The sequence below is a fragment of the Micromonospora marina genome, from assembly GCF_900091565.1.
GTDB classification, from domain to species: Bacteria; Actinomycetota; Actinomycetes; order Mycobacteriales; family Micromonosporaceae; genus Micromonospora; species Micromonospora marina.
Genome location: NZ_FMCV01000012.1, coordinates 144,960 through 157,396, shown reverse-complemented (window position 1 = coordinate 157,396; position 12,437 = coordinate 144,960). Strand labels below are relative to the sequence as shown.

At 73.0% G+C, this 12,437-nt stretch carries 17 protein-coding genes; 9 read left to right on the top strand and 8 right to left on the bottom strand.

The features are described from left to right. Positions 1–2: 2 nt before the first annotated feature. Together GA0070215_RS16275 and GA0070215_RS16270 are read right to left on the bottom strand one after the other, a co-directional pair. Complete coding sequence (locus tag GA0070215_RS16275) at positions 3–767, bottom strand: hypothetical protein (RefSeq protein ID WP_091046953.1); 765 nt, start codon at positions 765–767, stop codon at positions 3–5. A 66-nt stretch (positions 768–833) separates the two neighbouring features. Further along, positions 834–1,313: a DUF6232 family protein gene (locus tag GA0070215_RS16270; protein ID WP_091046949.1), complete on the bottom strand. Its 480-nt coding sequence runs from the start codon at positions 1,311–1,313 to the stop codon at positions 834–836. A gap of 58 nt (positions 1,314–1,371) precedes the next feature. On the opposite strand from GA0070215_RS16270, the gene GA0070215_RS16265 reads away from it, so the two are divergent. Then, positions 1,372–1,803 carry a nuclear transport factor 2 family protein gene (locus tag GA0070215_RS16265; RefSeq protein WP_091047006.1) on the top strand — a complete coding sequence of 144 codons (432 nt, stop codon included), beginning with the start codon at positions 1,372–1,374 and terminating at the stop codon, positions 1,801–1,803. Here the strand turns inward: GA0070215_RS16265 and GA0070215_RS16260 are convergent. Continuing rightward, entirely contained in the window at positions 1,749–2,303 is a 555-nt protein-coding gene (locus GA0070215_RS16260; protein WP_036345773.1) for a DUF6232 family protein, read from the bottom strand. The two genes, GA0070215_RS16265 and GA0070215_RS16260, sit on opposite strands and share 55 nt — an antisense overlap. Before the next feature lie 132 nt (positions 2,304–2,435). Between GA0070215_RS16260 and GA0070215_RS16255 the strand changes: the two genes are divergently transcribed. Both GA0070215_RS16255 and GA0070215_RS16250 read left to right on the top strand, forming a co-directional pair. Further along, positions 2,436–3,209: an enoyl-CoA hydratase-related protein gene (locus GA0070215_RS16255; RefSeq protein WP_018786217.1), complete on the top strand. Its 774-nt coding sequence runs from the start codon at positions 2,436–2,438 to the stop codon at positions 3,207–3,209. Between the two features lie 70 nt (positions 3,210–3,279). After that, positions 3,280–4,902, top strand: coding sequence for an acetolactate synthase (locus GA0070215_RS16250; RefSeq protein ID WP_091046945.1), 1,623 nt, complete (start codon positions 3,280–3,282; stop codon positions 4,900–4,902). Positions 4,903–4,957: 55 nt separating this feature from the next. On the opposite strand, the gene GA0070215_RS16245 is transcribed toward GA0070215_RS16250, so the two are convergent. Genes GA0070215_RS16245 through GA0070215_RS16235 form a run of 3 tightly spaced genes read right to left on the bottom strand, consistent with a single transcriptional unit; the run spans position 4,958 to position 6,065 of the window. Beyond that, positions 4,958–5,356: a PLD nuclease N-terminal domain-containing protein gene (locus tag GA0070215_RS16245; RefSeq protein ID WP_018786219.1), complete on the bottom strand. Its 399-nt coding sequence runs from the start codon at positions 5,354–5,356 to the stop codon at positions 4,958–4,960. 26 nt (positions 5,357–5,382) lie between these two features. Further along, positions 5,383–5,682, bottom strand: coding sequence for a DUF202 domain-containing protein (locus GA0070215_RS16240; RefSeq protein ID WP_091046942.1), 300 nt, complete (start codon positions 5,680–5,682; stop codon positions 5,383–5,385). Continuing rightward, complete coding sequence (locus GA0070215_RS16235; protein ID WP_018786221.1) at positions 5,679–6,065, bottom strand: DUF202 domain-containing protein; 387 nt, start codon at positions 6,063–6,065, stop codon at positions 5,679–5,681. The genes GA0070215_RS16240 and GA0070215_RS16235 overlap by 4 nt, the downstream gene beginning before the upstream one ends. 41 nt (positions 6,066–6,106) lie before the next feature. Here GA0070215_RS16235 and GA0070215_RS16230 point away from each other — a divergent pair, with 41 nt between their 5' ends. The 4 genes from GA0070215_RS16230 to GA0070215_RS16215 all read left to right on the top strand — a co-directional run bounded on the left by GA0070215_RS16230 (position 6,107) and on the right by GA0070215_RS16215 (position 9,238). Beyond that, on the top strand, positions 6,107–6,904 hold the full coding sequence (locus GA0070215_RS16230) for a GNAT family N-acetyltransferase (protein WP_091046938.1): 798 nt from the start codon (positions 6,107–6,109) through the stop codon (positions 6,902–6,904). 2 nt (positions 6,905–6,906) lie between these two features. After that, the gene (locus GA0070215_RS16225) at positions 6,907–7,311 is read left to right on the top strand and encodes a hypothetical protein (protein ID WP_036345746.1); all 405 of its coding nucleotides are present in this window, start codon (positions 6,907–6,909) and stop codon (positions 7,309–7,311) included. Positions 7,312–7,487: 176 nt separating this feature from the next. Then, positions 7,488–8,267, top strand: a complete 780-nt coding sequence (locus GA0070215_RS16220; protein ID WP_018786224.1) for an electron transfer flavoprotein subunit beta/FixA family protein — start codon at positions 7,488–7,490, stop codon at positions 8,265–8,267. Between the two features lie 11 nt (positions 8,268–8,278). Then, on the top strand, positions 8,279–9,238 hold the full coding sequence (locus tag GA0070215_RS16215; protein ID WP_018786225.1) for an electron transfer flavoprotein subunit alpha/FixB family protein: 960 nt from the start codon (positions 8,279–8,281) through the stop codon (positions 9,236–9,238). 98 nt (positions 9,239–9,336) lie between these two features. On the opposite strand, the gene GA0070215_RS16210 is transcribed toward GA0070215_RS16215, so the two are convergent. Both GA0070215_RS16210 and GA0070215_RS16205 read right to left on the bottom strand, forming a co-directional pair. Next, the gene (locus GA0070215_RS16210) at positions 9,337–10,104 is read right to left on the bottom strand and encodes an anti-sigma factor (protein ID WP_018786226.1); all 768 of its coding nucleotides are present in this window, start codon (positions 10,102–10,104) and stop codon (positions 9,337–9,339) included. Beyond that, positions 10,058–10,666, bottom strand: coding sequence for an RNA polymerase sigma factor (locus tag GA0070215_RS16205; RefSeq protein WP_091046934.1), 609 nt, complete (start codon positions 10,664–10,666; stop codon positions 10,058–10,060). The genes GA0070215_RS16210 and GA0070215_RS16205 overlap by 47 nt, the downstream gene beginning before the upstream one ends. A 240-nt stretch (positions 10,667–10,906) precedes the next feature. Between GA0070215_RS16205 and GA0070215_RS16200 the strand changes: the two genes are divergently transcribed. After that, a complete protein-coding gene (locus GA0070215_RS16200) occupies positions 10,907–11,740 on the top strand; it encodes a DUF4397 domain-containing protein (protein WP_018786228.1) in 834 nt (277 codons plus the stop codon). After that, positions 11,737–12,405 carry a class F sortase gene (locus GA0070215_RS16195; RefSeq protein ID WP_091046931.1) on the top strand — a complete coding sequence of 223 codons (669 nt, stop codon included), beginning with the start codon at positions 11,737–11,739 and terminating at the stop codon, positions 12,403–12,405. Before GA0070215_RS16200 ends, GA0070215_RS16195 begins: the two co-directional genes overlap by 4 nt. Positions 12,406–12,437 lie beyond the last annotated feature (32 nt).

Sequence of the window (12,437 nt, the reverse complement as noted above, 5' to 3'; positions counted from 1 at the left end):
CCTTACACCTCGTCGGTGAGGCGCTCGCCGCGTCGGCGCAGCATGCCGAGCCCGGGGATGCCGGCGACCGCGAGCTTGAGGTCGCGTGTGACGTCCAGCAGGTCGTGCAGGTCCGGGCCGACCCGGTCCAGCGTGGCCAGGATCGGCAGCACGTCCGAGGTGAGGTGGTCCTTGAGCTTCGGCAACTCGTCCACGAGCCGGATCGCGGCGGTCACCTCCTCCGGGCTGAGCTGCTCCACGAAACGGGCCGCCATCGGCGCGGCCCGGCGCAGCGTCGCCTCGTACGCCCCGAGCAGCTCGGTCGCGACGCCCGTCGCCTTCTCGGCGGTCGCCAGCGTGCCCGCCGCCCGCGTGGTCACCGTCTCCGCCTCGGTCACCACACCGGCCGCCGCCCGGGCCACCCGGTCGGCCTCGCCGACCACAGTGGCCGCCGCCTCGGAGACCCGCTGCGCCTCGCCGACCACCACAGTCGCCGCGGCGGCCACCTCGGTCGCCGTGTCGATCGCCGCAGTGGCGGCGGCGCTGATCACCGCCACCTCGCGGACCGCCGTCTCCGCGTCGGTGAGCACCCGGTCGGTGCGGTCGAGCGTGCCCTCGATCCGGTCCACCACCCCGTCGATCCGCCGGACCAGCGCCTCCACCTGGTCGAGGACGGCGAAGGCGCGAGCGGGTACCGAGGCCACCGTGGCGGCCGAGCCGAGCGCCTGGTCCACTGCGGTACGGGTGAGGCCGAGCAGGGCGCCGGGCCGGGGAAGAGGGATCGCCATGGCATCCAGTGTGCGGCGTCGCGGCCAGTGCCGCCGGATGAGGTGGCCGCCGCGCGCCGGGCCGGCTCACCGCAGGTCGCCCTGCTCGACGGCCCGCTGCACGGCCCGGTAGATCTGCCCGAACCGCAGCGCGTCCGGTGTGCGGACCAGCATCGTCTCCCGGCCGTGGTGCTGCACCCACAGCTCGTGCACCCGGTTGCCGCGCTCGTAGGAGCGGTCCAGCCAGCCGAGCGGCACCTCCAGGAACGGGGTGAGCGCCAGCCCGGCCACCACGAACGCGGCCAGGATGATCAGGGCGAGCTTCCACTCGCCGCGGTCCTGCGCGGACCAGGCCAGCGAGAGCACGCAGACCACCGCGACCAGTGGCGGCAGCGACAGCAGCAGGACCAGCATGCCGCGGCCCAGCACCCGCCCCCGGACGGCGAGTGTGGTGGTGCCGCGCGCGTGCCAGACGTACGTGACGTCGGCGAGCGCGACGACCTGGCCGCCCGCGTGGATCGCCTCCGAGGTGACCTGCACGGCGTCGTCCCGGTAATAGAGGACCATGAATCAGCCTAACCGCGCGGGGCGGCGTCGGCGATCGTGCGCCGGTAGGGTGGCCGGCATGACGGACCGGAGCGGGGCCGGAACCGGCGGTGACGAGCAGGCGCGCAACGTCGAGGTGGTCCGGCGCTACCTGCGCACCTTCGTCACGAAGGACCTGACCGAACTGGCCGACGTGGTCGACGAGGACGTGGAGATCTACGGCTCCGGCAGCGCGGTACGCGGCCGGCGCTACCCCGAGGCCGCCGTCTCCTCACCCGGCCTCACAGTGCTCGACCAGGAGATCCGGGAGATCTTCGCGGCCGGGGACCGGGTGGTGGTGTCGCTGGCGCAGACGTACCGGCGGGACGCGACCGGGGCGACGGCGGTGCAGGGCGCCTGCAAGATGTACCGCCTGGCCGGCGGCCGGATCGTGCAGTTCTGGGGCGAGCAGGACACCTACGGCCTGTTGCGCGGGCTCGGCCTGCTGCCGGACGAGCCGATCACGTTCTGACCGGTCGCGGGGCGACCCGGCCGGGGTGCCGGACGGGCCGGCGCGGACGACAGGGCCTCCATGGCCCGCTGCACCGCCCGGTAGACCTGGCCGAAACGCATCGCGTCGCGGGTGTGCAGCAGCCGCACCGGCCGGCCCCGCCATTGCGCCCACATCTCCATCTCCCGGCTGCCCCGGGCGTAGGAGCGGTCCAGGTGTTCGAAGAGGAAGTCCGCGAGCGGCCCGACCGCGAGGCCGGCCAGCACCGAGGCCCCGACGATGGCGATGGTGACCACCGCCGAGCGCTGGAGCCAGACGGCCAGCGCGATGCCCAGCACGGCGGTCACCAGCGGCCCGGCGAGCGCGGCCCCGATCGCGCCGCGTCCGGCGAGCACCCGCCAGGAGCGGTCGCCCCGCCGGTGCCACACGCTGGTCAGTTCGGTCAGCGGGTAGCTGTGCCCGTCCACCCGTACCGCGGTGGAGGTGACCTGGACGGAGTGGTCGTCGTAGTAAGTGATCATGGCCTTACTCCCGGTGGTCGGGGCGGCGGCGACTCCGGCGGCGACCTGGGGAGTCGCCGACACCACACTGTCTACCCCAACGAGGCGAGTCGTAAGGTTGGCACGCGACTTCGACGAGGAAGTGAGGGCAGCGTGGGCGAGTTCGTCAGGCTGGAAGTGAAGGACGGCGTCGGCACCATCCGGCTGGAGCGGCCGCCGATGAACGCGCTCAACACCCAGGTGCAGGAGGAGTTGCGCGCCGCCGCGTCGGCGGCCACCGCCGATGCCGAGGTCCGCGCCGTGATCGTGTACGGCGGCGAGAAGGTCTTCGCGGCCGGTGCGGACATCAAGGAGATGGCCGACATGTCCTACGTGGACATGGCGGAGCGCGCGGCCGACCTGTCCAGCGCGCTCGGCGCGATCGCCCGCATCCCCAAGCCGGTCGTCGCCGCGATCACCGGGTACGCGCTCGGCGGCGGCTGCGAGCTGGCGCTGGCGTGCGACTGGCGGATCGTCGCCGAGGACGCCAAGCTCGGCCAGCCGGAGATCAAGCTCGGCATCATTCCGGGTGCCGGTGGCACCCAGCGGCTGGCCCGTCTGGTCGGCCCGGCCCGCGCCAAGGATCTGATCATGACCGGGCGGATGGTGGACGCCGCCGAGGCGCTGCGGATCGGTCTGGCCGACCGGGTGGTCCCGGCCGGCGAGGTCTACGACGCCGCGGTGGCGTACGTGAAGCCGTTCCTGACCGGGCCGGTGCAGGCGCTGCGCGCGGCGAAGGTGGCTGTCGACGGCGGTCTGGACATGGACCTCACCTCCGGCCTGGCCTGGGAGAGCCAGCTCTTCGCGGCGCTGTTCGCCACCGACGACCGGCGCGAGGGCATGGCCGCGTTCGTGGAGAAGCGCAAGCCGGGCTTCACCGGCCGCTGACGCGAGGGCTGTTCACATCCGCTGTACCGGCCAGTAGCGTGACCCCGGTCGGTCGACGAAGGGGAATGGCATGACGGAGCGGATCGAGGGCCACGGGGGCGATCTGGCACTCGCGGCACTACGCGCGCACGGCGTACAGGAGATGTTCACGCTCTCCGGCGGGCACGTCTTCCCGCTCTACGACGCCGCGCACAAGGAGGGCTTCCCCCTCTACGACGTGCGGCACGAGCAGTCCGCCGTGTTCGCCGCCGAGGCGGTGGCCAAGCTCCAGCGCCGCCCGGGCCTGGCCGTGCTCACCGCCGGCCCCGGCGTCACCAACGGGATCTCCGGCCTGACCAGCGCGTTCTTCAACGCCTCGCCGGTGCTGGTGCTCGGTGGGCGGGCGCCGCAGTTCCGCTGGGGCTCGGGCAGCCTCCAGGAGATGGACCACCTGCCGCTCGTCGCGCCGGTGACCAAGCACGCCGAGACGGTGTTCAGCGCCGACGACATCCCGCGCGCGGTGTCGGCGGCGCTGACCACCGCGCTCACCCCGCACCGCGGCCCGGTCTTCCTGGACTTCCCGCTGGAGGCGGTCTTCTCCGTCGGTGACGCCGGCCTGCCGGCGGTCACGCCGCCGGCGCCGATCGAGCCGGATCCGGACGAGGTGGCGAAGGCGGCCGGGCTGATCGCGGGCGCGTCCCGGCCGGTGATCATCGCCGGCTCCGACGTGTACGCGGGCGACGCCGTCGAGGCGCTGCGCGCCGCCGCCGAGTCGTTGCGGGTGCCGGTGTTCACAAACGGCATGGGCCGGGGCGCGCTGCCGCCGGAGCATCCGCTCGCCTTCGCCAAGGCCCGCCGGGTCGCGCTCAAGGGCGCCGACGTGGTCGTGGTGATCGGCACCCCGCTGGACTTCCGGCTCTCCTTCGGCGACTTCGGCGACGCGCAGGTGGTGCACGTCGTGGACGCGCCCAGCCAGCGTGCCGGGCACGTGCAGCCGGCCGCCGCGCCGGCCGGTGACCTGCGGCTGATCCTCGGCGCGTTCGCCGACCACGCCGGTGGCCGGGCCGACCACGCCGACTGGATCGCCGAGCTGCGGACCGCCGAGGACGCGGCGAAGGCCCGCGACGCGGAGGAGATGGCGGCCGAGAGCGACCCGATCCGGCCCGCCCGGATCTACGGCGAGCTGCGCAAGGTGCTCGCCCCGGACGCCGTCACCATCGGCGACGGCGGTGACTTCGTGTCGTACGCCGGGAGGTACCTGGAGCCGGCCCAGCCCGGCACGTGGCTCGACCCCGGCCCGTACGGGTGCCTCGGCACCGGCATGGGCTATGCGATGGGCGCCCGGGTCAGCCACCCGGACCGGCAGATCTGCGTGCTGATGGGCGACGGCGCGGCCGGCTTCTCGCTGATGGATGTGGAGTCACTGGTCCGGCAGAAGCTGCCGGTGGTGATCGTGGTCGGCAACAACGGGATCTGGGGGCTGGAGAAGCACCCGATGCGGGCGATGTACGGCTACGACGTGGCCGCCGACCTCCAGCCCGGCCTGCGCTACGACAAGGTGGTCGAGGCGCTCGGCGGCGCGGGCGAGACGGTGGAGAAGGCCACCGACCTCGGGCCCGCGCTGGGGCGCGCGTTCGACTCGGGCGTGCCGTACCTGGTGAACGTGTTGACCGACCCCGCGGACGCGTACCCCCGTTCGTCGAACCTGGCCTGAGCACGGCGCGTGCGGGCCGTCCGCCGGGTGACCGGCGGGCGGCCCGCGGCGCGTCTCAGACCTCCGGGCGGTCCCGGTCTTCGGGGCGGTCGCGCAGCTCCCCTTCGCGGCGGCGCAGGTCTTCCTCCCACAGACGCAGGCGTTCCTGGTCCTCGCGGTGGGAGCGTTCGTCGAGCGAGGCGAGGAACTCCGGGTCGTCGTCCGGTGCGAGCGGGCGGCGGGCCGGAGCGGCGGGACGTGCCGTGCCGGTGACACCGGCGGTCCCGGCCGGGCGCTCGCGGCCCACGAGGAACCAGGCGATCGAGCCGACCAGCGGGAAGAAGAGAATGATCAGCACCCAGATCATCCGGGGCAGCGCCCTGACCTTCTCCTCGTCGGCGGAGAGGCAGCTGATCAGCGCGCACACGGCGAGGACGATCTGGACCAGGAAGAGCAGCACGTAGAGGCGGGCCATGCCTCATGATGGCGCACGCGCGCTCGTCAGCGCACCCCGCCGAGCACGTGCGCCACGCCGAGTACCGCCAGTCCGGCCGCGCCGAGCGCGGTCAGCGGCACCGACCAGCGGTCGAACCGGCGCGGCCCGGTGCCGGTGGCCCGGTGCCACGTCACCACCAGCACGGCGAGCCAGACCACCACCGCGAGCCCGGCCGTCGCCGCGTCCGCGGCCCGGCCGCCGAACGCCGGCCGGAGCTGGAGCAGCAGCACCGCGGTGAACGTGAGCAGCGTCCGCCGCCAGGCCAGCCGGGTGCGCTCGGGTTGCAGGCCGGGGTCACGGGTCACCGCGCGCCGCCCAGCAGCACGGCGGCCACCAGCAGCAGCGCGCCGACCGCGACGACGAGCGCGAGGACGGCCGGGAATCGGGACGCGGGCAACTCCTCGTTCAGCCGCATGGCGCGTTCGGTGCGCGCCCAGTGGTCGACCGCCCGGATCGCGACGGCGGCGCCGAGCAGCAGCAGCCCGACCGCGAGGCCCTCACGCAGGTGGGCCAGGCGCAGCGGCGGGAGGAACTGCGCCGCGGCCAGCCCGCCCGCCACCAGCGCGAGACCTGTTCGCAGCCAGGCCAGGAACGTCCGTTCGTTCGCCAGTGAGAAGCGGTAGTCCGGCGGGGTGCCGACCGAACGCAGCTCACGCGGGTCGAACCAGTTCTTGATCGACTCCCACACGCTGCCGATTATCCGCTTTGCCCCGCGCCTAGCCTGGGGGGATGACCGATCTTGACGCGCGCGGGCTGCGCGACGCCTACGACAGCCAGATCCGACCGGAGCTGCCGGACCCGCTGCCGGACGGGGTGACCGTCGAGCGCGACGGTCCGTTGTTCCGGGTGCTCGGGCTCGACCACCGCGGTTTCCTGACGTATCGGACGCTCGACGGTCTGGCCGGTGCCGAGCTGGACGCGCTGATCGCCCGGCAGGTCGAGGTCTTCCGGGACCGGGGCGAGTCGGTCGAGTGGAAGGCGGCCGGTCACGACGAGCCGGCCGACCTGGGTGAACGGCTGCGCGCCGCCGGGTTCGTGCCGGAGGACCAGGAGACCGTAGTGGTCGGCCCGGTCGCTCCGCTCGCCGCCGCCGTCCCGGTGCTCCCCGAGGGGGTACGCCTGCGTGAGGTCACCAGCCGGGCCGACCTGGAACGAATCGCGGCGATGGAGGAGGAGGTCTGGCACGAAGACCGCAGCCACCTGGTGATCGGCCTGCTCCGGGAGATCGAGGCGGATCCGCAGTCGATCACGATCGTGGTGGCGGAGGCGGGCGAGATGGTGATCAGCGCCGGTTGGATCCGCTACCAGCGCGGGACCGGCTTCGCCAGCCTCTGGGGCGGCTCGACGCTGCCGCAGTGGCGCAGGAAGGGCGTCTACCGGGCGCTCGTGGCCCACCGGGCGCGGCTGGCCCAGCAGCGCGGCAAGGCGTTGCTGCAGGTGGACTGCTCGCCGGACAGCCGCCCCATCCTGGAGCGGCTCGGGCTCGTTGCGGTCACCACCGCCACGGCCTACGTCTACACTCCGTGATCATGGAACGGTTGACGGCTGACGAACGGCTCACCCTGAAGACCGGCGCGTTCGGTGCCGTGTTCCTGGTCTCCAACGCCGTGCCCGGGGTGCTGGCCATGGTGCGGGAGAGCTTCGCCGCCTCCGGCGCGCTCGCCGAGGTGGGGGGCGTGGTGAAGGAGGCGCTGACCACCGGGCCGCTGCCGCAGCTCCCCCGGGACTCGGCCCTGGAGGTCGAGTCGGTGGTGCTGCCCGCGCTGGGCCGCTCGGTGGCGATCCTGTCCGCGAAGTCGTCGGGCGACGTCGAGACGTACCGGTCGGTGGTGCTGGCCGCGGCGGAGCGGGTGGCGCAGGCGCACCGGGGGATCGAGCCGGCCGAGGCGGCGGCCATCGAGAAGATCCGGCGTGCGCTTGCCGAGCCGGCGTGACGGTGGTGAGTTGGGTCACTCCGGGCCGCCGGGGCGACCATGCTACTTGCGGGTAACATTGCCTCGTGGGGAAGTGCACAGCAGCCCGCGGTTGACCCACGTTGCGTCACGCGGGAGGCTGCGCCCGTGACCGGGCGAGTGATCGCTACACCAAACAGGAGGGTCGTCGAAGCGCGATGAACATCGTCGTACTCGTCAAGCAGGTGCCCGATTCGGGCGCGGACCGCAACCTGCGTTCTGACGACAACACCGTCGACCGCGGTTCGGCGAACAACGTCATCAACGAGATGGACGAGTACGCCATCGAAGAGGCGTTGAAGATCAAGGAGGCGCACGGCGGCGAGGTCACCATCCTGACCATGGGTCCGGACCGGGCGACCGAGTCGATCCGCAAGGCGCTCTCCATGGGCCCGGACAAGGCCGTCCACGTGGTGGACGACGCCCTGCACGGCTCCTGCGCGGTGGCCACCTCGAAGGTGCTCGCCGCCGCCCTCGGGCAGTTGGGCGCCGACCTGGTCATCTGCGGCGCGGAGTCGACCGACGGCCGGGTCCAGGTCATGCCGCACATGATCGCCGAGCGGCTGGGCGTGGCCGCCCTGACCGGCGCGCGCAAGCTCACCGTCGACGGGTCCGCCCTGACCGTCGAGCGGCAGACCGAGGAGGGCTACGAGGTGGTCACCGCCTCGACCCCGGCCGTGGTCTCCGTCTGGGACACCATCAACGAGCCGCGCTACCCGTCCTTCAAGGGCATCATGGCCGCCAAGAAGAAGCCGGTGCAGACGCTCTCCCTGGGCGACCTGGGCGTGGCCCCGGCCGAGGTGGGCTTCGACGGTGCCACCAGCGCCGTGGTGGAGCACTCCAAGCGCCCGCCGCGCTCCGGCGGCGAGAAGATCACCGACGAGGGCGAGGGCGGCGTGAAGCTGGTCGAGTTCCTCGCCACCGAGAAGTTCGTGTGAGGGGTCTGGACATGTCTGAGGTTCTCGTCGTCGTCGAAGCCACCAAGGAATTCGGCGTCAAGAAGGTCACCCTCGAGATGCTCACCCTCGCCCGCGAGCTGGGCACCCCGAGTGCTGTCGTCCTCGGCGGCGCCGGTGCCGCCGAGGCGCTCAGCGCCAAGCTCGGCGAGTACGGCGCGGAGAAGATCTACGCCGCCGAGGGCGAGGAGATCGACGGCTACCTGGTGGCCCCCAAGGCGACCGTGGTCGCCGAGCTGGTCAAGCGCGTCCAGCCGGCCGCCGTGCTGCTCGCCTCCTCGCAGGAGGGCAAGGAGATCGCCGCCCGCCTGGCGGTCAAGCTGGACAACGGCATCCTGACCGACGTGGTCGGCCTGGCCGCCGACGGCACCGCCACCCAGGTCGCGTTCGCCGGCTCCACCATCGTCAAGTCCAAGGTCACCAAGGGCCTGCCGCTGGTCACCGTCCGGCCGAACTCGCTCAACCCGGCCCCGGCCGCGGCCACCCCGGCGGTCGAGCAGCTCACCGTGTCGGTCACCGACGCGGACAAGCTCGCGAAGGTCGTCGACCGGGTCGCCGAGCAGAAGGGCTCCCGCCCCGAGCTGACCGAGGCTTCGGTGGTCGTCTCCGGCGGTCGCGGTGTCGGCAACGCCGACAACTTCAAGCTGGTCGAGGAGCTGGCCGACCTGCTCGGCGGCGCGGTCGGCGCGTCCCGCGCGGCGGTCGACTCCGGCTTCTACCCGCACCAGTTCCAGGTGGGCCAGACCGGCAAGACCGTCTCCCCGCAGCTCTACGTCGCGCTGGGTATCTCCGGTGCGATCCAGCACCGGGCCGGCATGCAGACCTCGAAGACCATCGTCGCGGTGAACAAGGACGGCGAGGCGCCGATCTTCGAGCTGGCCGACTACGGCGTGGTCGGCGACCTGTTCAAGATCGTCCCGCAGGCCGCCGAGGAGATCCGCAAGCGCAAGTGAGCGCCGCGTGAAGAAGGGCCGCCGCCCGGTGCACCGGGCGGCGGCCTTTCTTCGTAGGGAGCTGATCGGCGGGCCGGGGAGCTGAGCCGGCCCGCCGATCAGCCCGTCAGGGTGCCCCTCAGCAGGCTGTCGCCGGAGTGGGCGGGCTTGTTGTCGTACTGTTCCGCGCTGACGTCGACCACGGTGTAGGTACGCAGGTCCACGTTCGGGGGGATCGGCAGGAGCGCGTCCCCTGATCCGTCGCTCAGCGTACCCACGGAGAACATCTTCATCGTGCTCGGATCGATCAGCCAGACCTCGTAGTACCCCGGAACGGTCGGGAGATTCGTCACGTGCAGATGCAATCGGTGGTCGCCGAGCACCCGGGCGTCGCCGGAGGCGTCCTTCGGCGTCGTACCGAACGCGGCGAGCGGGGCGCTGGCCAGCACCGGCGGCTGCGGATCGGCCGGCTCGCCGCCGCCGAGCACCGCGGCGGTGCCGGCCACACCGATCACCGCGGCGGCGGTGGCGGTGACCACCGTGGTCGCCCACCCAGGCCAGCGCCGGCTCCGCCGCGGACGACGTGCCACGACGGGTACGGCGGCCGGCTCCACCGGGTCGGCCGGGCGCGGCAGGCGCCGCTCCCTCAGCGCCGGCAGTTCCTCGGCGGCCCGGATCTCGGCCACGATGCCCTGCCAGATGTGCTCCGGCGGGTCGGGCAGCTCGGCCAGGCCCTGGGTGCCCGCGCCGAGCCCGGCGACGTGCTGGAGCGTCTCCATCTCGCTCCGGCAGTGGTCGCAGGTGTCCAGATGGGTGGCCTCGCCGTCAGCCGCCTCGCTCTCACCGAGCGCCAGAAAGACCAGCCGGTCGTGGTCCAGGTGCTGCACCGTCCACCTCCCATCTGCGTTTCAGGCTCTGCATGCCGCGTCTGATGTGACTCTTGACCGTGCCGAGCGGCACTCCGGTCACCGCCGCGATCTGCTGGTGTGTCAGGTCGTCGTAGAACGCCAGCTCGAGCATCCGGCGCTGTTCGTCGGGGAGCCGCGCCAGCTCGTCGGCGACCACCAGCCGGTCGACCACGGTGTCCGGGTCGGGGCCGGTGGAGGCCGGTTCCGGCAGTTGCTTCACCGTCTCGACCACCCGGGTCTCCCGGGCCGTGGCCCGGATCCGGTCGACCACCTTGCGCCGCCCGATCCCGAGCAGCCAGCCGACCAGTGAGCCTTTCGCCGGGTCGAACGTCTCCCGGCCGAGCCAGGCGGCGACGAACGTCGCCTGGGTCACGTCCTCGGCGTCGCTGCGGTTCACAAGCGTCGTGGTGGCCAGGTGCAGCACCGCTCGGCCGTACCTGTCGTACGCCTGTCGCAGGGCCGCCTCGTCGCCGTCGCGGAACCGGGTGGCGAGGTCGTCCTCACCCGGCGGCGGTTCGGGGCCCTGCCTCGCCGCCGTCACCGGGCGGCTCGCCTTCCGTGGGGCATGCCCGACTGTAACTCCCACAGCCCTCGCCCCACTCTCCCGGTGTGTCGGTCACGACCCTCGTCACCTCTCCTTCGTCGCCGGAGCCTCCGGCGGATGCGCCCGGAGACGGGAAAAAGAAATCCGATCCGGGCGCATCCGGGGGCGACGGGGCCGGCGTAACCCGTTCTGCAAGCCAGGCCTGACGAATCAGCATCAACCACCAGGAGGCAGACAATGCAGTACGCGATGTTCCGTCGGGTCGCCGCGGGCGGCGCGGTGGCCGCCCTCACCTTCGCCGGTGTCGGCGCCGCCACCATGAGCCCGGCCTACGCCGCCTCGTCGAAGGTCTCCGTGGTCCACGGCATCCCGGACACCCCGGTCGACGTGTACGTCAACGGCGAGAAGACGCTCAACAACTTCAAGCCCGGCGACGTCGCCGGCCCGCTCACCCTGCCCGAGGGCGACTACGACATCGCCCTGACCAAGCCGGGCGAGGCGATCGACAAGGCGATCCTGAAGGTGGACGACGCCGCGGTGCCCGGCGGGGCGAACATCAGCCTCGCCGCCCACCTGAGCGCCGACGGCAACCCGCAGATCACCCCGTTCGTCAACGACGTGTCCAAGGTGGGCGCCGGCAAGGCCCGGCTGATCGTCCGGCACACCGCCGCCGCCCCGGCCGTCGACGTGCGGGCCGGCGGCACGCCGGTCTTCGAGGACCTGACCAACCCGAAGGAGGCCAAGGCGGACGTGGACGCCGGCTCGGTCGAGGCGGACGTGGTGCTCGCCGGCACCGACACCGTCGCGATCGGCCCGGCCGACCTGAACCTCAAGGAGGGCACCGCCACCATCGTCTACGCGATCGGCTCGGCCGAGGCGAAGAACCTGAGCGTGGTCGCCCAGACCATCAGCGGTCTGCACTCGGCGCCGGGCGGCGTGCCCAGCGGCACCGGCGGCCAGGCCGGCACCGGCGTGGACACCTGGTGGTACGTGCTGGCCGGGGCCGGCGTGCTGCTCCTGGTCGGCGGCGGGGCGCGGGTGGCGGCAACCGCCCGGGCCGGTCGCCGGTGACGGTGCGCAACCGCGGGGCGCTGGCGGCGATGGCCGCCGGCGCCGCCGCGCTCACCCTGGCGACAGTGGTGGCGTGCGGATCCGAGCCCGCCGAGGACGTCGGCGGCGACGAGGTGGCCGCCCTGGCCGGTGCCACGCTTACGCCGCCGGCGTCGGCGTCGGCCGGCGGCGGCGCGGTCCCGGTGAACCCGGGCACCCTGCCCGCCGGCAGCGAGACCGTGCCGCCGGTGAAGCTGAGCATCCCGCCGATCCGGGTGACCGCCACCGTCAACCCGGTGGGCGTCAACGAGCGCACCGACGAGTTCGAGGTGCCGCCCAGCGTGGACCAGGTCGGCTGGTACCGCTACGGCCCGGGGCTGGAGACCGACGCCGGCTCGGTGGTGATCGCCGGGCACGTCGACAGCGCCGAGCAGGGCAAGGGCGCGTTCTTCCGGCTGCGTGAGCTGGGCCGGGGGGACAGGCTCACCGCCACCGGCTCGGACGGCCGCGAGCGCTCCTACCGGGTGGTGGCCCGGGAGGAGTACCGGAAGTCGAAGATCCCGCTGGAGCGGTACTTCGCGCGCGACGGCAAGCCCCGCCTCACGTTGATCACCTGCGGCGGGCCGTTCGACGCGAACACCCGCAGCTACCGGGACAACATCGTGGTCACCGCCGTGCCCGCGTGATCACTGCCGTTCCGCGTGAGCGGGCCGGACCG

Coding starts and splice junctions, on each gene's coding strand:
- GA0070215_RS16220 (WP_018786224.1), top strand. CDS start 7,488: ATGAACATCGTCGTACTCGTCAAGCAGGTGCCCGATTCGGGCGCGGAC.
- GA0070215_RS16230 (WP_091046938.1), top strand. CDS start 6,107: ATGACCGATCTTGACGCGCGCGGGCTGCGCGACGCCTACGACAGCCAG.
- GA0070215_RS16245 (WP_018786219.1), bottom strand. CDS start 5,356: ATGGCCCGCCTCTACGTGCTGCTCTTCCTGGTCCAGATCGTCCTCGCC.
- GA0070215_RS16265 (WP_091047006.1), top strand. CDS start 1,372: ATGACGGACCGGAGCGGGGCCGGAACCGGCGGTGACGAGCAGGCGCGC.
- GA0070215_RS16275 (WP_091046953.1), bottom strand. CDS start 767: ATGGCGATCCCTCTTCCCCGGCCCGGCGCCCTGCTCGGCCTCACCCGT.
- GA0070215_RS16200 (WP_018786228.1), top strand. CDS start 10,907: ATGCAGTACGCGATGTTCCGTCGGGTCGCCGCGGGCGGCGCGGTGGCC.
- GA0070215_RS16225 (WP_036345746.1), top strand. CDS start 6,907: ATGGAACGGTTGACGGCTGACGAACGGCTCACCCTGAAGACCGGCGCG.
- GA0070215_RS16215 (WP_018786225.1), top strand. CDS start 8,279: ATGTCTGAGGTTCTCGTCGTCGTCGAAGCCACCAAGGAATTCGGCGTC.
- GA0070215_RS16270 (WP_091046949.1), bottom strand. CDS start 1,313: ATGGTCCTCTATTACCGGGACGACGCCGTGCAGGTCACCTCGGAGGCG.
- GA0070215_RS16250 (WP_091046945.1), top strand. CDS start 3,280: ATGACGGAGCGGATCGAGGGCCACGGGGGCGATCTGGCACTCGCGGCA.
- GA0070215_RS16260 (WP_036345773.1), bottom strand. CDS start 2,303: ATGATCACTTACTACGACGACCACTCCGTCCAGGTCACCTCCACCGCG.